Genomic DNA, 20941 nt, shown 5'->3' with positions numbered 1-20941 from the left:
GGCAATTTGCCAAAATGACGCTTTGTTGATTTGCGAATTAACGAACGCGACGCAGGTAACCGTCCGGCGCCACGGTGATCAGCAGCTTGTTCTGCAGCTGAACGTCGATTTCGAAATCCTTGTTCTCTTCCAGGTATTTCCACACGGCGGTCTTCGGGTTGTCGCCCGGGCCCCATGGACGATCCGGGAAGAAGTCGGCCGGCATGTCTTCAACCACGGTGTCCATCACCACGCAGTAGCTGTCGACCGAAACCAGTGGTGCGTAGAGGCGCAGCTCTTCGAGCACGTGGTCGTGGGTGTGGTTGGAGTCGAGTACCAGAATGACTTTCTTGCCTTCGGCAGCAGCGCGAACCTGAGCGGCGATGGCCGGGTCGATGCTCGAACCTTCGATCATTTTGATGCGCTTGCTCATCGGGTGGCTTTCGATGGCTTCGCGGTTGTGCGGACGAATATCCAGATCGATGCCCAGCACTTCGCCGTGACCTTGCAGCTCCAGCAAGGAGGCGTAGTAGATGATCGAACCGCCGTGGGCGATGCCGCACTCGATGACCAGGTCCGGTTTCACCTGCCAGATGATTTCCTGCATGGCCATCATGTCTTGCGGCAGCTGGATGATCGGACGACCCATCCACGAGAAGTGGTAGCTGTATTTGTGTTTGGCCGATTCGTTGAAGAAATCACGGGCCAGACCGGTAAGTTTCTGGTCGTCACCCTGCTGGGCGATCTGCTCGCGGCACTCGGCTTCAAAGGCTTTATTGATGCTGTTGTCGGTCATTTGAAAATTCTCAATGGTCACTGGAACGAAGCGCTGTCGACGGCGTGATAGACGTAGCGTCCACCGGTCATCCGCTTGATTTCTTCGAGGTAATTGGAGTTCATCACAAACAGGTTGGCGCCTTCGCGCAACGCATCCATCGCCTCTTGCGGCGAGGACACCCGCGCGCCGCTCAGGGGCAGGTAACGCCCCTGTTTGGCCGGGTTGATATCCACCACCCGATCCACCGCCACACCGGCGCGTTGCAAGAACAGCGAATAGATCACGCCTTTGGACGAGGCGCCCCAGATCGCCGACCCCTGCTCGGGTGCGTCCTGAATGATCTGCACCGCGCGCTCGAGGCTGGCGGTGAAATCGTCAGGCAATGCCAGGCGTGGTACCGGCTGTTCCGGGGTAAGACGCAACGTGGCAAGGTCAGCGACGATGTACAGGTATTGGCCACCGAACAGATGGCCGGCCTCATGCACCGTGCCGAACATCCGGCGCAGGTCATCGAGGCGGAAGTAATTGACATGCTCGTAGAACAGGTCGAACCAGGCGCGGTGTTCGAGAATCCAGTCGAAGCACGGCACTTCGATGTAGATCTGCCCGCCACCCTGATTGGCTTCGGCGATTACCGCCAGAAAACTCACCGGATCCTGAATGTGCTCCAGCACATGGCGCAGCACGATGGCGTCCGCTTCCAGCCCCAGACCACGGGTGAACGGGGCCTTGATCACGTCGGCGTTCTCGCCTTCGTAGGCCGGGTCGATGCCGGTGATGCGATAGCCAAAGCCTTTGAGCAGCTCCAGGAAATAGCCTTTGCCGCAGCCGACTTCGATCAGCTCCTGACCCTTGAAGTGCCGGGCAATGATGCCTTCGACATCGCTCAAGTGCTTCTGGAACTGGCCGGAGTGCGCCTGCTCGTTTTGGTAGTCGGCGTCGTAGCTGAGCTTGTCGGCGTCGAACGCCGCGTTGAAGATCAGACCGCTGCGTTCATCCTGCACCAGCAACAGGTCGGCGCTGGCCGACGCTTTCGCCGATTCAGGATCGGCAAAAGTGCGGTTCTGCAGCACCGGCAGGTCGGTGACCCGATACAACTCGTGCCTCATTGCGACTCTCCCAATAACTGTTGCAAGCGCTCGGTCACTGCCCAGAACGCCAGCGGTTCGTGGGTCGGATACGGGTAGTGGCCGAGGTTCAGGCCGATGGTTGCGCCACGCACGCGCACGCGCTGTTCGACCAGCGCACGCACCGAAACCGGCTGGCCGCTGGCGCAATTGATCGTGCCGTCGAAATCGCGCTTATGCAGGATCGCCGCGAGGTAACCGGTGGCTGTTTCAATCGCCAGGAAGTCCCGCAGCTGTTCGCCGGCCGACATGTTGAACGTCGTCTCGCCCGCATCGATTGCCCGGTCCAGTGCCGCCAACAGACTGTTGGGGTTTTGCCCGGTGCCGTGCAGATAGAACAGCCGCGCCCATTGCAGAGTGAACGGATGCTCCTGCTGCAGGTTTTGCAAAAACAGGTGCAGGGTGTGCTTGGCCAGTCCGTAGGGATTGGCCGGTTGCGCTTCATTCTGCTCACTCAGCGGGCCGCTCTGCATGCCGTACTCGAAGCAGGTGCCAGTGACCAGGACCTGCTTCACGCCCGCCTCCACCGCGCCTTTGATGAAGCGGTAGTCGGCCATCAGGTTGTGCTCGAAATGGAACAGCGCCCGATAGTTCGGCAACCCCGGCCAGGCCAGGTGCGCGAGTGCATCGACGCCCTCGGTCAACGCACCGACATCCAGATCCGCCGCGTGAATATCCGCGCTCACAAACTCGACGTCATTGATCCACGGCATGCTCGCGGCGGTTTGCACATTACGCGCGACCGCTCGCACCGTGCAGCCACGGGCCAGCAACGCCGCAACCAGATGGCGACCGACGAAGCCGGTGGCTCCGGTGACCAGAACCTTCACAGCACGCTCAACTCAGGCACGGCGATCACGAAGCGACCGTCCCACTGACGCACCTGGGCCAGTTGCTGACTGACTTCGTGCAACAGGTTCCATGGCAGCACCAGTACGTAATCCGGCTTCTCGATGTCGATCCGTGCCGGCGCGACAATCGGAATACGGCTGCCCGGCAAGAACTTGCCTTGCTTGTGCGGGTTGGCATCGGCGACCCAGGCCAGCAGATCAGGCTTGACCCCGGCGTAGTTGAGCAAGGTGTTGCCCTTGGCCGCAGCGCCATAACCGACCACACGCTTGCCATCGGCCTTGGCCTGCAACAGGAAACGCAGCAGGTCGTGCTTGATGCGTTCGGCGGCCGGCGCCAGTGTCGCGTAGTACTCGGAGGTTTTGACACCCGCGTCGAGCTCGGCCTGCAACTGCTGTTGTACCGCAGACTGCACGGCGCGGCGTTCGCCGTCCTTGCGCTGCACGAAGACCCGCAGCGAGCCGCCATGGGTGGTCAGCTGGCTGACGTCGAACACTTCCAGACCGTTGCGCTCGCACAGGGTCTGCACGGCGGTCAGGGACAGGTAGGAATAGTGTTCGTGATACAGCGTGTCGAACTGCGCGCCCGCCATCAGCGTCAGCAGTTGCGGGAATTCGAACGTAGCCACGCCGGTCGGTTTGAGCAGCGTGGCGAATCCACCGAGGAAATCGTTGATGTCCGGCACATGAGCCAGCACGTTGTTGGCGGCCATCAGGTCGGCGGCCCAGCCTTCGCTTTTCAGCTGTGCGGCGGTATCGCGGCCGAAGAACAGCTCACGGATCTCCAGGCCTTTTTCCCGTGCCGCCTGCGCGGTGCTGCGGGTCGGCTCGACGCCCAGGCACGGGATGCCGCGACCGGCCACGTATTGCAGCAGGTAACCGTCGTTGGCGGCGACTTCCACCACCCGACTGTCAGCGGTCAGACCGAAGCGCTCGACCATCTCGGCCACATAGCGCTCGGCATGGGCCAGCCAGGTGCTGGAGAACGAACTGAAATAGGCGTACTCGGCGTCGAACAGGCTGTCGGCTGAGGTGTAATCCTCGGTCTGCACCAGCCAGCATTGCTGACACACGGCGACCTTCAGCGGCACCCATTGTTCGGCCTGTTCCAGCCGATCAGCGTGCACGTAGGCGTTGGACGGTGGCGAGGTGCCGAGGTCAATCAGCGGCAGGCTCAGCGGTGCGGCGCACCCACGGCAGTTCATAGACGCACTCCAGCAAAGTGTTGATCGAGCGCGGGATGGCTGGAATCCCGCGCTGACAAATTATTGACAGGCAACGGCCAGGCAATCGCCAGCCGTGGATCGTTCACCGACAGACCGCCCTCGTGCTCCGGCGCGTAGTCGGCGCTGTGCAGGTAAAGCAGTTCGGCATCCTCGGTGAGGGTCTGGAAACCGTGGGCGAAGCCGGCCGGGATCAACAGGCTGCGACCGTCGCCGGCCTTCAGGTGCTCGGCGTGCCAGTGCAGGAAGGTCTCGGAATCCGGGCGCAGGTCCACCGCCACGTCCCACACTTCACCGCGCAGGCAGGTGATCAATTTGGCTTCCGGCGCGTTGGCGTTCTGGTAATGCAGACCGCGCACGCTGCCCTTCTGGCGAGTGCAGGAGTGGTTGATCTGGCGGATGTGGAATTCGGCGCCAAACGCCTTCAGGCTGCCTTCGCAGAACAGTCGGGCGAAATGCCCGCGCTGATCTTCGAAGCGTTTGTGCTGGACGCTGAACAGCCCGGCCAGCGGCAACTGTTTCAAGGAGAATTCGCTCACAGCGCGCCCCGGTACAGGTTCAGTTGGCCGAGGGTCACGGTGCGCATGTCGTCGCCGTTCTGCCAGGCCAGATGCCAGTCGAGGGTCTGGGTCAGACACTGCTGCAACGACCAGCGCGGTTGCCAGCCCAGCACCTGACGGGCGCGACTGCTGTCCAGACGCAGCAGGCCGGCTTCGTGCAGGTCACTCTTTTCGAGGCGCAGGCCACGGGCCTGAGGCCAGCGATTGGAGAGCAGTTCGACCACCTCGCCGACGCTGCACATGTCCGCCTCACCCGGGCCGAAGTTCCACGCCCCGGCGTACTCCGGGCCTTGTTCGTAGAGCCCGGCGGCCAGTTGCAGGTAGCCGGCCAACGGCTCCAGCGCATGCTGCCACGGGCGCACGGCTTGCGGGTAACGCAAGGTCACCGGCTCGTCGGCCGACCAAGCTTTCAGTACGTCGGGAATCAGGCGCTCAGGGGCGAAATCACCGCCACCCAAGACGTTGCCGGCGCGCGCGGTGGCCAGGGCCAGACCGTGCTCGGCGTACTTGTCGACCGGGAAGAACGAGGCTGCGTAAGACTGCGCCAGCAACTCGCAGCACGCCTTGCTGCTGCTGTAAGGGTCGTGGCCACCGAGGGCTTCGTCCTCGCGGTACGGCCACAGCCATTCCTTGTTGGCGTAGACCTTGTCGGTGGTCACCAGCACACAGGCGCGCACGCAACCGACCTGACGAATCGCTTCGAGCAGGTTGAGGGTGCCCATGACATTGCTGGAATAAGTCCCCAGCGGATCGCGATAGCCTTCACGCACCAGCGGCTGGGCCGCCAGGTGCAGGACGATTTCCGGCTCGTTGTCGGCGATGATTTCCAGCAAGGCGCCGAGGTCACGCAGGTCGCCGCGCTGGTCATTGATGCCTTCGCTGACGCGTGCCAGTTCGAACAGGCTCGGCTCGGTCGACGGGTCGAGGGAAAAACCGCTGACTTGCGCACCGAGGCTTTGCAGCCACAGAGTCAGCCAGCTGCCCTTGAAACCGGTGTGCCCGGTGACCAGAACCCGCTTGCCGCGCCAGAATTCCGGACTCAGGCCCATTGCTTCCATGGGGCCTCCCCGCTCTGCCACAGTGCTTCGAGATGGTTTTTGTCGCGCAGGGTGTCCATCGGATGCCAGAAACCTTCGTGCTCGAAGGCTTTCAGTTGTTCGTCCTGAGCCAGTTGAGCCAAAGGCTCCGCTTCCCAGGTGGTTTCGTCGCCAGCAATGTAGGACAGCACTTTCGGCGACAACACGAAGAAACCGCCATTGATCCAGCCGCCGTCGCCGCGAGGTTTTTCGGTGAAGCCGAGCACCTGATCGCCATGCCGCTCAAGGGCGCCGTAACGGCCCGGTGGCTGCACGGCGGTGACGGTCGCCAGACGGCCGTGACCTTTGTGGTAGTCGACCAGTTGCGCAATGTTGATGTCGGAGACGCCGTCGCCGTAGGTGAAGCAGAACGCCTCTTCATCCTTGAGGTAACGGCCGGCACGCAGCAGACGGCCACCGGTCATGGTTTCCTCGCCAGTGTCGATCAGGGTGACGCTCCACGGCTCGCTGTAGTTCTGGTGAACGTCCATGCGGTTGTTGCGCATGTCGAACGTGACGTCGGAAGTGTGCAGGAAGTAGTTGGCGAAGAAATCCTTGATCGCGTAGCCCTTGTAGCCGAGGCAGATCACGAAGTCGTGAATTCCGTGGGCGGAATACTGCTTCATGATGTGCCAGAGAATTGGCTTGCCGCCGATCTCGATCATCGGCTTGGGCTTGAGGTGCGACTCTTCACTGATGCGCGTGCCGAGGCCACCCGCCAAAATAACTGCCTTCATCGTCTCCCCTCTTCTACGTCACAGGGCTCGGCCTCGCTGTTGCAGGCCTTTGCGGCTGAACCTTTGCCAGTCCGGGCGCAGGTGAATGACCGCGAGCGCTCGTTTTATGGCGATTTGAAGGGGACTTGCAGGAAACGCGCCAGCTCCGCCAGCCCTGCGTCGGCGAGGAAATGCAGGCATGAAAAAAGGGATGAATCCGTGGCCGGACTCATCCCTTTCATCAAGCTGTTTCAATCAATCGGACGGATCAGCCAAACATCGCGAATCCATCGATCGTGGCCGGCAGGTCGTAGATCTGGCCGTCAGCGGTCTGCAGATGCTCGATTTTGTTGTACCCGGCATACACGGCAGACTCGGCGTACCAGCCCTGCAGCTTCACGCCGCTGTCGGGAATCCCGACGCTGCCGTCGTTGGCGCCATGCAGATAGGCGTCATCACCGATGCGAGTGACGTTCAGCTGGCTGAGATTGGCGACAGTATTCAGGATCAGCGTGTCATTGAGGTCCCAGCCTTCGTCCTGAATCGTTACCAGCCCGGTGGTGTTCACGAAATAGGTGTCATCACCCGTACCGCCGAACGCGAAGCCGCCAGTGCCGGACTGGCCCGCCAGGTTGAGAACCAGCACGTCATGACCGCTGTCACCGAACAGCATGTAGTTGCTGCCGGTCCCGGTCAGCACGTCATTGCCTTCATCACCGTAGGCACTGCCGCGGTTGACCGTGACGGTGTCATCGCCCTCGTCTCCATGGGCCAATGTACCCAGGTCATTCACGGCACTGACGATGACGTCATCGCCCGAACCGCCAGACAGCAAGTCGGCCTGCGCGACATTTGTGTCGAGACCGGATTTCAGTCCGCCATAGAGATAGTCATTGCCATCGCCACCCACAATCTGATCACTACCAGACCCGCCTTCGAGGACGTTGTCACCCGAGTCGCCTCGCAGGAAGTCATCGAACCGGCTACCGCGCAGCCCTTCAATATCGACGTAGGTATCGTAGAGCGCGATACCGCTTTGCGGCCCCCAGCCCAGCGAGGCACTCAACCCTTCGTTGCTGTCGTCGTAGCTGACGATGTCGATACCGGCCCCGCCCTCAAAGCGATCACCGCCCGCGCCACCCGACAGGACGTCATTGCCGGCACCGGAGATGATTCTGTTGTCTTCGTCGTTACCGTATCCGGTGAAGTCCGCCGTGCCGGTGTAGGTCATGTTCTCGATGAACGCAGCCATGTGCATCGACGACAGGCTGGTGTTCAGCTGATCGATGCCACCGCGGAAATTCTGCTCGATGATGGTCACACCCTCGCTGTTGATCGTGTACACATCATCACCCGCACCGCCCTCCAGGGTCAGGCCGCCGACGTTGGCGGTGAAGTGGTCAGCGAACGGCGTACCGATGACTTTCTCCACGTTCAGCAACGTGACATCCGGACCTGCCTGCTGACCGATGCCGATATTGACGCCATCCCAGGAGTGACGGTAGCTCACGGTGTCGTAGCCATCGGCGCCATCCACGATCATGGCGTTATCGAGCAGATACACCACGTCATCGAAATTCGATCCCTGAATCGCCTCGATGCCGGTGAAGGAGTCGCCATAGGCGATGGTCAATGCGTCGAAGTTCTCGAAGTCCAGGACTCTCACACCTTCGAGGCTGTCGGAATAGCTGACGGTATCGAAGCCTTCGCCACCCACGAAGTGATCAGCGCCGGCGCCGCCCCACAGCCAGTCGTTGCCGGCGCCACCGATGATCTCGTTGTCGCTGGCATTGCCGTAACCCTTGAAGTCGCCCGTGCCGGTAAAGGTCAGCTTCTCGATGAACGGGTCCATCTTGATGGTGTTGAGACTGGTGCGCAGCTCGTCGTAGCCGAGATAGTTTTCCTCGATGATCGTCACACCCTCGCTGCCGACGATATACACATCGTCACCGACACTGCCTTCCAGCGTCACGCCGGCCACATTGCTGGTGAAGGTGTCATTTTGAAAAGTGCCGAAGACCTTCTCCACGCCGACCAGCGTATCGACCTTGCCGTCAGCGGCAGTGACAGTCGCCGAAGCACTGCTGAACTCGACGTTCACGCCCGAGGACAAGGCGTAATAATTCACCGTATCAAACCCTTCCCCGCCATCCAGCAGATCATTGCCGGCGCTTGCCAGCAACACATCATCCGACTCCAGTCCATAGAGTTGGTCATCACCGTCGGTGCCCAACAGGACATCCGCATCACTCGTTCCATTCACTACTGCCATTTGCTTCTTCCTTGCGTGGTTGTTGAATCCGCGAACCTGCCATCCCGGGCACACGCCGACCCTGCCTGCGGCAGCCATCCCGAATGAGCGAATAGAGAGATATCGACAGAAAAATCCCGATGCTTGAGGCCGTCGAGCAAAAAAAGTATCGCGATTGATACAAATACGATTTTTGCGGCGCAAAAAAAAACAGGCGACTCGAAAGTCGCCTGTTTTCCAGAGGGGCCCGCGCGAACCGGTCAGTCCGCCAGCCAGCCCGCTTCCCAGTACCGCAGGTTGTCACCACGCAGCACGTAGTCGCGCAGTACGACTTCACGCAACTCATCACCCATGCGATAGCTGGCGTCCGGGTCGGCCAGGTGCATGCGGATCGCTTGCAACCACTCATCCGTGGTGTTGGTCTTGATCCGCGTGCAAGGCAGGTAGCCGCGATAGGCCTCGGTGTCGGTGCAGATCACCGGGTAGCCGCAGGCGCCATATTCCAACAGACGCAGGTTGCTCTTGCAGTCGTTGAAGATGTGGAACTCCAGCGGTGCCAGGGCCAGGTCGAGGTTGAGGCTGGCCAGTTTCGCCGGGTACACGTCCAGGCCGATCACACCATGGAACTCATGCATGTACGGACGCAAATCGTCCGGGCACATGCCGAAGAACACCCAGTCGACCTCATTCGCCAATTCGCGAACCACGTCGGCGATGACAGCAAGGTCACCGTGGTGACTGGTGCCGCCACCCCAGCCGACCCGCGGTTTTTTCGACGTGCGGCGCTGGCTGCGCAGGTCTGACCACAGGTGTTTGGCCAACATGTTCGGAACAACGCGAATATCGTTGTGCATGCTCGACAGCGCATTACCCAGCGGCGCCGTGGACACCACGACCCGGTCGCACATGCCGATCGCACGACGCACCAGCGCCTCCATTTCGTCCTTGCCCGGCATGTTGCGAATGTGGGCATTGCGATGAGGAACATGGATCACGTAGTCGTCGAGTTCGTAGATCCTGCGGGCGTTGGAATACTTTTGCAGGCTCGGAATCTCGTTGATCGGGCCTTCGGAATATCGTCCCTGCAAAATGATCACGTCCGGCGACTGACGCTCGACCTCGATGATGCTCGGCAGGTTGTAATGAATGCGCCCCAGCGCCCGCCCCGCCGCTTCCAGCTCGATCAGCGGTTGCGTCACGCGGTAGTGACCGATGGCCGATGCGTTGACTGGCAGCGCGAGAATTTTCGGCAATTGCGGCTGCGAAAACGGACTCCAGCCAGTACGCAGTCCCGGATCGAGACGAAAGCTCGACCCGACAATCCCGTTCAACGACAGGTTGGCGTTATACGCCGGATCGCGCGCCACAATCGGCAGCCAGCGCTTGTAGAAGACTTCCTGCTCCTGGGCGTGCAACGCCACTTCAGCGTCGTTCGCCGCTACGACCGGCTGTGCGCCGAGCGCCAGTTGGGCAAATGGCGTCCAGACCACCAGATAGCCTTCCTGACCAACGCGCAAGCACAGGTCGACCTCGTGCAGCGATTGCGCCAGATGCTCCTCATCCAGCCCGCCGACCGCTTCGAAAACCGACTTGCGCACCATCAGGCAATCGCTGCCGACAGCGCTCAGATCCTGTGTGACCAGCAGCCGGTACATGTAACCCGTCGCATGCATCGACTCGCCGTAGAACGGTACGCCCGCTGGTCCCTGCAGGCCGAGAATCAGACCGGCATGCAATACCCGACCATCCGGGTTGAAGATCTTGGCGCCCACCACGCCAACTTCCGGGCGTTGTGCATGATTGAGCATTTCCGTCAGCCAGTCACCGTGGGTGATCACACTGTACGGGTTGAGCAGCAGTACATACTCGCCGCGAGCCTGGCTGACCGTGACATTGCGCACTGCCGCCACATTGTCCTGCAGCGGGCAGTCGAGCACGCGAATCCGCTCGCTGCCCAATTGCGACATGCCGTCAAACCAGGCTTTCGCCTCGGCGGTCTCGCTGCCATTGTCGACCAGCAACAACTCATATTCGCCGTAGGCGGTTTTCTCCAGCAGGCTCTCGACGCAACGCTGTACGGCGGCCGTCTGATCCTTGCTGACGATGACGATCGACACCAGTGGCTGGCTCGCGTGGCGATAGTCCACACGGTTGAGCAACGCCGAACTGCCCCGGCGAATGTCATGCGAGATGCCCAGACGGTGCAGATGCGCCTCAAGCAATTGCGCGTTGTTGTCTGCCAGTTGCGGCTCCGACAACCACTTGGCCAGATCGAATGCCGACTCCAGCAGAATCTCGGAGATGTGACCGACTGCCTGCAAGCCGTCGTTCTCGACCATACGCAGCAAGACGTCGTGCGGGGCCAACTCGCCGAACACGGAGTCAAAACCACCCAGTGCCAGGAAGCGTTCACGCTCGAATGCCAGCGCCCTGCCCACGTACGGATAGCTGCGCATCAGGTCCAGGTTGAAATCCGGCTTGAACACGGGCTCTGTGGATTCACCCTCGCTCAACCCGCCTTCATCGCTGTACAGACACATCAGCGTGCGCGAAAGCGCAATGCGCTCAGCCATCACCAACAACGCCGGCACGACCAGTCGATCACCGGCACGCAGCAGATAGAACCAGTCAGCGCCGTCCAGTTGCGGCAGCAGTTCATTGAGCTGCTGGCGCCAGTCATCCTGCAGCGGCATGCGCACGACCCGCTCATCCAACTGCGCTTCGGTGCAGGATGCCGACAATACGAGTGTCAGCTCAGGCACGTACTCTTGGGCGGCGAGCGATTGCAGGGTCAGTTCCAGGGCGGAAACGCTGCCCTGTTCGTCGATGATGACCGGCACGATCTTCGGAATGCGCGGCCAGTTGGCCATGGTCTCCGGGAGCAATTCACGCTGACCTTCGGTCAGGCTGCGGCACGCCAGCCATTGCGCGTACAGCTGGGCAAAGCTGACGCTGGCAATACCGACATGCCAATCCTGAGTGGTCTGCTTGGTGCCCAGCGTCCGGCTCAGCGGCAACTCTTCCCAGACCCGAGGCGATTCACCCGCCTTGGTGACCGGCAGATAGCGCACCCAACCCGGCGCAGGCGCCGACTCGCCACTGCGAGCCTTGAGCATCTGCGTCAACCATTGCCGCTCGACCATGGTCGCATCGCGCATCGCTTGCTGAGCGCTCAAACGCTCGGGGTACAGGCGCTCGACACTCAGAATGTGATTGGACACCACAAGGTTTGCGCGGCGCAGCAGGCACACATACAACGCAAAATCCAGGGAAGCGACAAAACAATGGCCCGGTTGTGTCAGGGCCGGAAGCAGTTCCAGCACATCGGCCCGGCGGAACAGGGCATTACTGAAGCCGCCAAGAATATTGACCGGGAAGTTTTCGAAAATGGCCAGCAGGTCTTCGCCCTTGAACAGACCGGACACCGGAGACAGCGGAGTATTTTCCAGTCGCGACGGCAGCGGCAGGTCGTCAGCGTCCCAAAACAGGCGCTGAGCCAATACCAGATTGACATCTGTCTGATCGATGAGCGTTTGTGCCTGACTTTCGATGCAGGTGATAAACAACTGATCGTCGTCGCACAGGAACTTGATGAATTCACCCTGCGCCTGTTCCAGGCACGCATGGAAGTTGCCGACCATCCCCAGCGTTTGGACATTGCGCACGTAGCGCACCGCAACCCCGGTACGCTCGATGATCGACGCAACAGTTTGCTCGATCTCGTCGCCACGACTGTCGTCACAGACAATGATCTCAAGATTGCCGTAAGTCTGACTCACGGCACTGTTCAAGGCCCGTTCGAAAAAACGTGGATTGAAGGCAGGGATAACAAGACTGACAAGGGGGAGTGAATTCACGGCGGACTCGCAAGCGGCGGGAACCCGCCCGGAACAGCGAGCCCTTTGAAGCCGCAAAAGAAGAACAATAAGTACAGAGCAGTCAGAGCAACCGGGCGCTCGCGCGCCCGGTTAGCATCAGATCTTGTTGAACAGGCCCAACTGGCTGATTTTGCTGAATGCCAGTTGCGAGGCCTGCAGCATGGTCTGCTGCAAGGTCAGGCGGGTCATCACCTCGGCCGGATCCGAATCACGGATCGAACCCTGGGTCGTGGTGTTCGCCTGGATCAGACTCTGGTTGGTGGTGTCCTGATCATCCAGCGACTGACCGCGAGCACCGATCGAAGTGACGGCCGCGCCGATCTGCGTGGAGGCGCTGTCGAGGTTACCCAGGGCCGATTCCATGGCACCCTGGAATTTCTGCTTGGTGACCGGGTCGGCATCGACCGGCAGGTTCAGCGCCGCGACCATCTGGCCCAGGGTGTCGAGCACGTTCTGGGTCTGGTGGTTGTTGGACTGGATCGAGAACTGATCGCCCGCGCCCGGCGTACCGCCGATGGCGAAGGTCACGCCCGCCGCCGTGGCGTTTGCACCAACCATGGTGCCCGACGAAATCGGCTTGCTGTCAGCGGTGACCGGCGCCGCGTACAGATCGAAGTCAGTGGCGCTGGTGAACTTCAGGATCGCACCGCCGCCCGACGGGAACGTGGCGTCGTAGGCGCCCTGGTTGGTCACGCTGGAGCCGGTGATGACCGCGGTGGACGGGTTGCCGGGGCTGCGCGCCGTGGTGAACGAGTCCGGAGTGACGGACAGCTGAAAGCTGTGACCGGCGATGACCGCGTCCGGGTTGGTGTCACCAGGCTTGAGGTTGATGTTCAACTTCAGGTCGACGCCACGGAAGCTGACCGTCTGGTTCGTGCCGTTGCTGTTGCTGATCAGCCCGTTCTGGCTAGCCTCGGACGTCACGTCGTTGCCCAGGGCATCGGTGATCTTCAGCTGAGTGCTGCTGAGAAAGTCCACGGTGTACGGTTGGCCGGCCGCGAACTTGGCGTTGTACGTCGCAGCGGTGCCAACGATACCGTTGGTCAGTACCACGCGACCATCGTCGACCAACGGAGCGGTCATGCTGGTCTGGGTGCGGGCAGTATTGATGGTCTGCTGGAACGCGTCCCAACCGGTAGTGTTGGTGGTCACCGACATGCCGTCGCCAATGCCCAGGTTGATCTGGGTCTGGTCGCCGTTGTAGGTGTAGGTGCCATCGACGTTTTGCGAGTACGGCGCCGTGTCGGTCTTGGAACCGGAGAACATGTAGTTGCCGTTGGCATCCTTGGAGTTCATCAGGCCCAGCACTTGTTGCTGGATCTGGCTCAGCTCTGCCGCATAAGCCTTGCGGTTATCGTCGGTGGCGATGCCGTTGTTGGCCGCCAGACCGATCTCCTTCGCGCGCTGCAAAGCGGTGGTGATGGAGTTCAGCGTCGACTCCTGCACGGTCAGCGAGTTCTTGGTGGTATCGATGTTGCCCTGATACTGCTCCAGCATCGAGGCCTGCTGCCCCAGCTTGAGCAGGCGCCCGGCGCCGATCGGATCGTCGGCGGCGGTGTTGATGCGCTGCAGGCTGCTCGCCTCGTTGGCGGTAGCGACAGTCTTGCTGTAGTTACGCTGATATTGGGCAGCTTGTGTCGCGTAATACTGGGCGGTGGAAATGCGCATGAATTACGGCTCCTTAAAGACTGTTGATCAGCGTTGCGAAGGTTTCCTGCGCAGCCTTGATGATTTGCGAAGAGGCGGTGTAGTACTGCTGATACTTGACCAGGTTGCCGGTTTCTTCGTCCAGGTTGACCTGGGACAGCGAATCGCGCGCGCCTTGTGCCTGATCCAGAATTACTGTGGTGGCTGCACTGTCGGATTTGCTCTGAGCGGCCTTGGTACCAACGTTGGTCACCAGTTTGTTGTAGGCGTCGGTCAGGCTGATGCCCTTGCTTGCCGTGCCGGTATCCACGGTCTGTTTGGTCTGCAGGCCGACCAGCGCCTGCGCGTTGCGGTTGTCCGAAGAAGCGGCGCCGGTTAGGTTGATCGTGAAGGTTTCGCCTGGTTTCGGTGTCGCGCCCACGGTGGTCTGAACGGTGAAGGTTTTCTGCACGTTCGGCGTGACCGAGGTATCCATCACCGGAGCCCCGGTGGAGTCGACCATGCCGATTTTCAGGTTCAGGGTGTTGGCCTGCCCCGGCACGATGGTGCCGGTACCGATGGTGAAACCCTTGGCATCGACCATGTTGTACGACTGGCTGCCGCTGGTGACCGCACCCATGACCAGTTTGACCGGCGTCGAATACTTGAGCGCATTCTGCAACTCGGCCTGGGAGGCCGGGTTGGTGATGTCGAGAGTGTCGACCAGCGTCGGCTGAGTGTAGGTGCCGGAATTGTTGGCACTGGCCACGCCAGTCAACGGTGCTGCCGCCGCGATTTTCTTCGGATCGGTGAGCACGGTCTGAATCGTGGATCCTGCGTTGCGGGTCGGCGTCACCTTGAAGGTGTCACCGGCGCTCAGCGCACCGCCATTGAGGGCCAGGGTGAAACCGTCGATCACTGGCGGTGGCGTGGTGGTGGTGCTGAACGAACCCATGTCGGTGCCATCGGAGCGCTTGACCGAATAGTCGGTGGCGCTGGTGAAGGTGACCTGGTAATCGCTGGTGGTCAGCTTGCCGGTGTCCTTGATGGTGACGTTCAGGTTGCCCGAACCCGCGCTGTTGCCTGCCGAGGCAATGCTGCGCTGGCTGATCAGCGCGGCACTGTTGATGTCGTTGAAGATCGGCGCGCCGAAGTCACCGTTCTTGTCGATGCCCTGGGCTTGCTGGCGGTTCATCTGGTCGGCAATGACCAGCGCGACACGACCCAGTTCGTTGAGCGAAGGGTTGAGCACTTCATTGCGATAGGTCAGCAGACCGCCGATTTCACCGCCATTCATCACCGAAGTGATGTCGATGGTGCTCGAGCCACGATCCATCTGAATGGCCATGCGCGACGGGTCATCCTTGCTCGGCACGGTGCTCAGGGTGTTGGTGGTGTTGCCGACGACCAGCGGCTGACCGCTGCCGACGTAGACGTCGAAGCTGGTGCCGCGTTCGACGACTTGTGCACCGGTCAACTCGGAGAGCTGGCGCACGGCTTCGTTACGGCTGTCGAGCAGGTCGTTCGGCTGGCCGCCGCTGGTGGAGACCTCACCGATTTTCTGGTTCAGGTTGGCAATCGAGGTGGCCAGTTTGTTCACCTGGGCAGCCATGTCCGCCAGGTTGCCGTTGATCGTGGTGTTCTGATCGTTCAGCTGTTTGGCCAGGGCATTGAAGCGGCTGGTCAGCGCCTGTGCACCGGTCAGCACCGACTGACGGGAAGTGTCGTCGGTCGCCGAGGTCGCTACACCCTGCATCGAGGTGAAGAATTTCTGCAGCACACCGGTCAGGCCAGTGTTGGTATCGGACAGCGAGGCGTCCAGCGCGGTCGCTTGAGCACCGTAGGCGGCCGCTTCGCTGTTGAGCGAAGTGGCGGTGTGCAGTTGAGTTTCGAGGTAAGAGTTGTACACCCGGCGCACGTCCGCCAGGGTGGTGCCCGTACCGATGAACACGTTGCCACTCTGGATCGAGGACTTGGTGCTCTGCACGGTTTGCTGGCGTGAATAACCGGCGGTGTCGACGTTGGCAATGTTGTTACCTGTCACAGCCAGAGAGGACGAACTCGCGGCCAACCCCGACATCCCGATATTGAGCAAACTCATGATTCAAACCTTACCTTGTGTTTATAAAGGCGTTGTTGAAACGCCGGCCGCAGCGTAGCTCTGATTGACCGTCATCTGCCTGGCAATCTGCGAAATCTTCGTCGCGTAGTTCGGGTCGGTCGCGTAACCGGCCTTTTGCAATTCGCGTACAAACTGTTCTGGGTTATCGGCCGACTTCAGCACATCTTGATAGCGATTATTGCTCTGCAGCAAAGTCACCAGATCGTGGAAGCTGTCCTTGTAGGAGGCGTAGGAACGGAATTCGGCCGTCTCCTTGACCATCTGCCCGTTGCGGAATTCGCTGGTGATCGCCCGGGCCGAATCGCCCTTCCAGTTGCCACTGGCCTTGATCCCGAACAGGTTGTGACTGCTGCTGCCGTCCTGAGCGCGCATGACCGACTTGCCCCAACCGGTTTCCAGTGCAGCCTGAGCCACCAGATAACGCGGATCGACGCCAATGCGCGCTGCAGCTTCCTTGGCCATCGGCAGCATGGTGTTGACGAATTCGTCGGCGTTGCTGAAGGCGCGCTTGGCCGGTGCCAGCGGAATCTGCGCCATGGCGCGACCATAGATCTGCATCTGTCCGCCAGAGGCTTTGTCTGCCTCGGCACGGTCCAGCCAGTCGCCGTTGTACAGCGGGCCGGAACCGGTGGCAGCGGCCGTCGCGGCACGCTGCGGCAATTGAGCGGCCGCCGTCGGCGTGGCCGAAGGCACCAGGCCGGCGAGCAAGCGATCAGCCAGTTTCGGTGGCAGGGCCAGACGACGCTGGTTGATCATTTCCATGTCGTTGCGATGGGCCAGCTGGGTATTCGGCGCATGCACCGAACGCGAAGCCCACAACGGACGCTCGCCATTGAGGCGCGACAGCGGACCGCTGGTGGCCACGGTGCCGGCGGCCACCGGCGTGGGCACCGCAGCAGCCTTGGCAAGGGCCTCTTGCTGCTTGGCGGCGGACGCGGCAGCGGCCTCACCCGGCGCCATCGGTTTGTTCTTCGACATCTGCTTCATCAGCACGTCGGCCAGGCCGATACCACCGCCCTCGCGGGACAGGGAAACAGCCAGTTGCTGGTCGTACATTTCCTGATACTGCTTGGCTGCCGGGGTGTTGAGCGGATTGTCCTGGCCCAGCGCTTCAGTGGCCGAACGCATCGACTTGAGCATCTCACCGAGAAACAGCGATTCGAATTCCTGCGCCACCTTGCGCATGTTCCCGTCGCTGTTCTTGTCGCCAACCTTGAGCTGATTCAGACGATTGAGGTCGGAGTACGAACCCGAATCGCTGCTGCTGACCAGACCGCTTTTGCGCATATCCATGAGTGCGGTCCTCAGATCACGATCAGGTCGGCTTGCAACGCGCCGGCCTGCTTCAGTGCTTCGAGAATGGCCATCAGGTCACCCGGCGCCGCGCCGACCTGGTTCACCGCACGCACGATTTCGTCGAGGGTGGTGCCCGGGCCGAACTTGAACATCGGCTTGGCTTCCTGCTGAGCATTCACACGCGAGCGCGGGACCACGGCCGTCTGACCATTGGACAGCGGGCCCGGCTGGCTGACGATCGGGTCTTCGGTGATGGTCACGGTCAGGCTGCCGTGGGTCACGGCGGCCGGCGACACCTTCACGTTCTGGCCGATGACGATGGTGCCGGTACGCGAGTTGATGATGACTTTCGCCACCGCCTGACCCGGGTCGACTTCGAGGTTTTCCAGGATCGACAGATAGTCGACGCGCTGGCTCGGATCGAGCGGCGCAGTGACGCGAATCGAGCCGCCATCGATGGCCTGGGCGACGCCAGGGCCGAGCATGTCGTTGATCTTGTCGACGATGCGCTTGGCAGTGGTGAAGTCGGAACGGTTGAGGTTCAGTGTCAGGCTGTTGCCCTGGTTGAAACCGCTCGGCACCGAACGCTCGACCGAGGCTCCGCCCGGGATGCGACCGGCCGACGGAACGTTGACGGTGATCTTCGAACCGTCACGACCTTCGGCATCGAAACCGCCGACCACCAGGTTGCCCTGAGCGATGGCGTAGACATTGCCATCGATACCCTTGAGCGGGGTCAGCAACAGGGTGCCGCCGCGCAGGCTCTTGGAGTTACCGATGGACGAAACGGTGATGTCGACCTGCTGACCCGGTTTGGCGAACGCCGGCAGATCGGCACTGACCGACACCGCCGCGACGTTTTTCAGCTGCACGTTGCCCGATCCCGGCGGCACCTTGATGCCGAACTGCGAGAGCATGTTGTTGAAGGTCTGCAGGGTGAACGGGGTTTGCGTGGTCTGGTCGCCGGTGCCGTTAAGCCCGACCACCAGGCCGTAGCCGATCAACTGGTTGGAACGCACGCCGGAAATGCTGGCGATATCTTTCAGCCGCTCGGCGTGGGCACCAAAGGCTGCGGACATCAACGCCGCAGCGAGCATGAGGCTCTTGAAATTCAACGTAGCCACCTAGAAAGGGAACAGCGGGCTGAGGAAGAAACGGTCGAACCAGCCTGGCTGACTCGCATCGGCAAACGAACCGGTGCCCGAATAGGTGATGCGCGCATCGGCGACCCGGGTCGACGACACCGTGTTGTCTGTGGCGATGTCATCGGCGCGTACGAGACCGGCGATCCGCACCAGCTCATCACCGGTATTGAGGGTCATCCACTTCTCGCCGCGCACGGCGATGATGCCGTTGGGCAGCACATCGGCGACGGTCACGGTGATCGAACCGGTCAGGGTGTTGCCCTGGGCCGCCTTGCTGTCGCCCTTGGTCGCACGGTCGCCGCTGTAGCCGACGTCCAGGCTCAGATCGTTACCGCCCAACGGGTTGTTGGTGGTGCCACTGCCGCCGAACAGCGAAGTCAGGCCAATGCCGGTCTTGCTGTTCTTGGCCACTTGCGAGTTGGCGTTCTTGCTGGCCTGAGTCTTCTCGTTCAGGGTGATGGTGATGATGTCACCGACCCGGAACGCCTTGCGGTCGCTGTACAGGTTCTGTTCGAAACCGGCCTGATAGATCGAGCCGTTGTTGGCGGCCGCCGGCAACGGCGTACGCGGCAACACCGGAGCGTAGTAAGGGTCATTGGGCTTGGGCGTCGGAGCGACGCAGCCCGCGAGCGAGACCACCCCACCCAATGCCAGAACAGATACGAAGCGCTTCATGACCCTTACCTCACGGTGTTGCAGGCGGCCTCATGACCGCCTCATAGACTTGATTACAGATTCTGCGTTACGAACGAGAGCATCTGGTCGGCGGTGGAGATCACCTTGGAGTTCATCTCGTACGCGCGCTGGGTGGTGATCATGTTGACCATCTCTTCCACGGTGCTGACGTTGGAGGTTTCCAGGGTGTTCTGCAGGGTGGTACCGAAACCGTTCAGGCCCGGAGTGCCGACTTGCGGCGCACCGGAAGCGGCGGTTTCCAGGAACAGGTTGTTGCCCACCGCTTGCAGACCGGCCGGGTTGATGAAGTCGGCGGTTTGCAGGTTGCCGATCACCTGGGCGGCCGGGTTGCCGGCAACGGTGATCGATACGGTGCCGTCGCGGCCGACAGTGAAGGTCTGGGCGTTGTTCGGGATGACAATCGCCGGCTCCAGCGCGAAACCGCTGGCGTTGACGATCTGGCCATTGGAATCGAGGTGGAAAGTACCGTCACGGGTGTAGGACGTGGTGCCGTCCGGCTGCAGGATCTGGAAGAAGCCACGACCATCGATGGCCATGTCCAGCGGCTGCTCGGTGGTTTGCAGGCTACCGGCGGTGAAGTTTTTCTGGGTGCCGACAATGCGCACACCGGTACCCACTTGCAGACCCGACGGCAGTTCGCTGTCCTGGGTCGACTGGGCGCCTGGCTGACGCTTGATCTGATACAGCAGGTCCTGGAACTCGGCGCGGTCACGCTTGAAACCCGTGGTCGACACGTTTGCCAGGTTGTTGGAAATGGTGGTCAGGTTGGTGTCCTGGGCGGACAGACCGGTTTTGGCAACCCATAGAGCCGGAAGCATTCGATTCTCCTCGTGCGCCTGTTTTACGGCGCGACGTTCTGATAATTAGCTGATCTGCAAGACCCGAGCCATGGCCTGGTCGTCGTCTTTGGCGGTGTTCATCATCTTGACGTGCAACTCGAACTGCTTGGCCAGGGCCAGCACCGAGGTCATCTCTTCCACGGCATTGACGTTGCTCGACTCCAGGAAACCCGACACCAGTTTGACGTTGGCGTCGGCCGGCGCAGGCTGGCCGTCCTTGGTGTAAATCGAACCGTCCAGGCCCTTGTTCATGTTCTTGATGTCCGGGTTGACCAGTTTGATCCGGTCGACTTCGGCCATGACGCGCGGGCCTTCGCCCATCGCACGGATACTGATGGTGCCGTCTTCACCGACTTCCACCTGCTGCTCCGGTGGAATGGCAATCGGACCGCCATTGCCCAGTACCGGCATGCCGTTGCCGGCGCGCAGTACGCCGAGGGCGTCGATGTTCAGGCTGCCGGTGCGCACGTAGCTTTCGCCGCCGCTAGGGTTCTGCACGGCAATGAAGCCGTTTCCGCTGACGGCCACGTCGAGATCACGCCCGGTCTGCACCAGCGAGCCCGGGGTAAAATCGGTGGCGGGCCGCTCGCTCATGGCAAACGCACGCGCCGGAAAGCTGTCACCGAACACCGGCATCGAACGCGCCTGCTCCAGGTCGCGCTGAAAACCATTGGTGGAGATGTTCGCCAGGTTGTTGGCATGAGCCTTTTGCGCCAGTGCGTTCTGGCTGGCGCCGGTCATTGCCACATAAAGGTACTTGTCCACACTCTTTCCTCTGCAT

General features: G+C 61.2%; 16 protein-coding genes. All 16 read right to left on the bottom strand.

The window, feature by feature from the left end; all coding sequences use genetic code 11:
* Window positions 1-37: 37 nt before the first annotated feature.
* Complete coding sequence (locus NE357_RS07765) at window positions 38-775, bottom strand: cephalosporin hydroxylase family protein (RefSeq protein ID WP_007958324.1); 738 nt, start codon at window positions 773-775, stop codon at window positions 38-40.
* 17 nt (window positions 776-792) lie between these two features.
* Window positions 793-1866, bottom strand: coding sequence for a class I SAM-dependent methyltransferase (locus NE357_RS07760; RefSeq protein ID WP_169429387.1), 1074 nt, complete (start codon window positions 1864-1866; stop codon window positions 793-795).
* Complete coding sequence (locus NE357_RS07755) at window positions 1863-2714, bottom strand: NAD-dependent epimerase/dehydratase family protein (protein ID WP_169429386.1); 852 nt, start codon at window positions 2712-2714, stop codon at window positions 1863-1865. Before NE357_RS07755 ends, NE357_RS07760 begins: the two co-directional genes overlap by 4 nt.
* On the bottom strand, window positions 2711-3937 hold the full coding sequence (locus NE357_RS07750; protein ID WP_169429385.1) for a class I SAM-dependent methyltransferase: 1227 nt from the start codon (window positions 3935-3937) through the stop codon (window positions 2711-2713). The genes NE357_RS07755 and NE357_RS07750 overlap by 4 nt, the downstream gene beginning before the upstream one ends.
* Complete coding sequence (gene rfbC, locus NE357_RS07745) at window positions 3934-4494, bottom strand: dTDP-4-dehydrorhamnose 3,5-epimerase (RefSeq protein ID WP_169429384.1); 561 nt, start codon at window positions 4492-4494, stop codon at window positions 3934-3936. Before rfbC ends, NE357_RS07750 begins: the two co-directional genes overlap by 4 nt.
* Entirely contained in the window at window positions 4491-5573 is a 1083-nt protein-coding gene (gene rfbG / locus NE357_RS07740; RefSeq protein WP_169429383.1) for a CDP-glucose 4,6-dehydratase, read from the bottom strand. The genes rfbC and rfbG overlap by 4 nt, the downstream gene beginning before the upstream one ends.
* Window positions 5555-6328 carry a glucose-1-phosphate cytidylyltransferase gene (rfbF, locus tag NE357_RS07735; protein WP_085605742.1) on the bottom strand — a complete coding sequence of 258 codons (774 nt, stop codon included), beginning with the start codon at window positions 6326-6328 and terminating at the stop codon, window positions 5555-5557. Before rfbF ends, rfbG begins: the two co-directional genes overlap by 19 nt.
* A 247-nt stretch (window positions 6329-6575) precedes the next feature.
* Window positions 6576-8579 (bottom strand): calcium-binding protein, encoded by a 2004-nt coding sequence (locus NE357_RS07730; RefSeq protein WP_169429382.1) that lies wholly within the window; start codon window positions 8577-8579, stop codon window positions 6576-6578.
* A 239-nt stretch (window positions 8580-8818) separates the two neighbouring features.
* Window positions 8819-12415: a glycosyltransferase gene (locus NE357_RS07725; RefSeq protein ID WP_169429381.1), complete on the bottom strand. Its 3597-nt coding sequence runs from the start codon at window positions 12413-12415 to the stop codon at window positions 8819-8821.
* 117 nt (window positions 12416-12532) lie between these two features.
* A complete protein-coding gene (locus NE357_RS07720) occupies window positions 12533-14104 on the bottom strand; it encodes a flagellar hook-associated protein 3 (protein ID WP_169429380.1) in 1572 nt (523 codons plus the stop codon).
* A 13-nt stretch (window positions 14105-14117) separates the two neighbouring features.
* Window positions 14118-16163, bottom strand: coding sequence for a flagellar hook-associated protein FlgK (gene flgK / locus NE357_RS07715; protein WP_169429379.1), 2046 nt, complete (start codon window positions 16161-16163; stop codon window positions 14118-14120).
* A 21-nt stretch (window positions 16164-16184) separates the two neighbouring features.
* On the bottom strand, window positions 16185-17477 hold the full coding sequence (flgJ, locus tag NE357_RS07710; protein WP_169429378.1) for a flagellar assembly peptidoglycan hydrolase FlgJ: 1293 nt from the start codon (window positions 17475-17477) through the stop codon (window positions 16185-16187).
* A gap of 11 nt (window positions 17478-17488) precedes the next feature.
* Window positions 17489-18577: a flagellar basal body P-ring protein FlgI gene (locus NE357_RS07705; RefSeq protein WP_080593281.1), complete on the bottom strand. Its 1089-nt coding sequence runs from the start codon at window positions 18575-18577 to the stop codon at window positions 17489-17491.
* A 27-nt stretch (window positions 18578-18604) separates the two neighbouring features.
* Complete coding sequence (gene flgH, locus NE357_RS07700) at window positions 18605-19300, bottom strand: flagellar basal body L-ring protein FlgH (RefSeq protein ID WP_007965503.1); 696 nt, start codon at window positions 19298-19300, stop codon at window positions 18605-18607.
* A 53-nt stretch (window positions 19301-19353) separates the two neighbouring features.
* A complete protein-coding gene (gene flgG, locus NE357_RS07695) occupies window positions 19354-20139 on the bottom strand; it encodes a flagellar basal-body rod protein FlgG (protein WP_011333017.1) in 786 nt (261 codons plus the stop codon).
* Window positions 20140-20184: 45 nt separating this feature from the next.
* Window positions 20185-20925 carry a flagellar basal body rod protein FlgF gene (locus NE357_RS07690; RefSeq protein ID WP_169429377.1) on the bottom strand — a complete coding sequence of 247 codons (741 nt, stop codon included), beginning with the start codon at window positions 20923-20925 and terminating at the stop codon, window positions 20185-20187.
* Between the last annotated feature and the right edge of the window lie 16 nt (window positions 20926-20941).

The organism is Pseudomonas sp. G7(2022) (assembly GCF_052660475.1).
The sequence above is the reverse complement of the archived record's forward strand: the minus strand, read 5'-3'. Positions and strand labels throughout refer to the sequence as shown.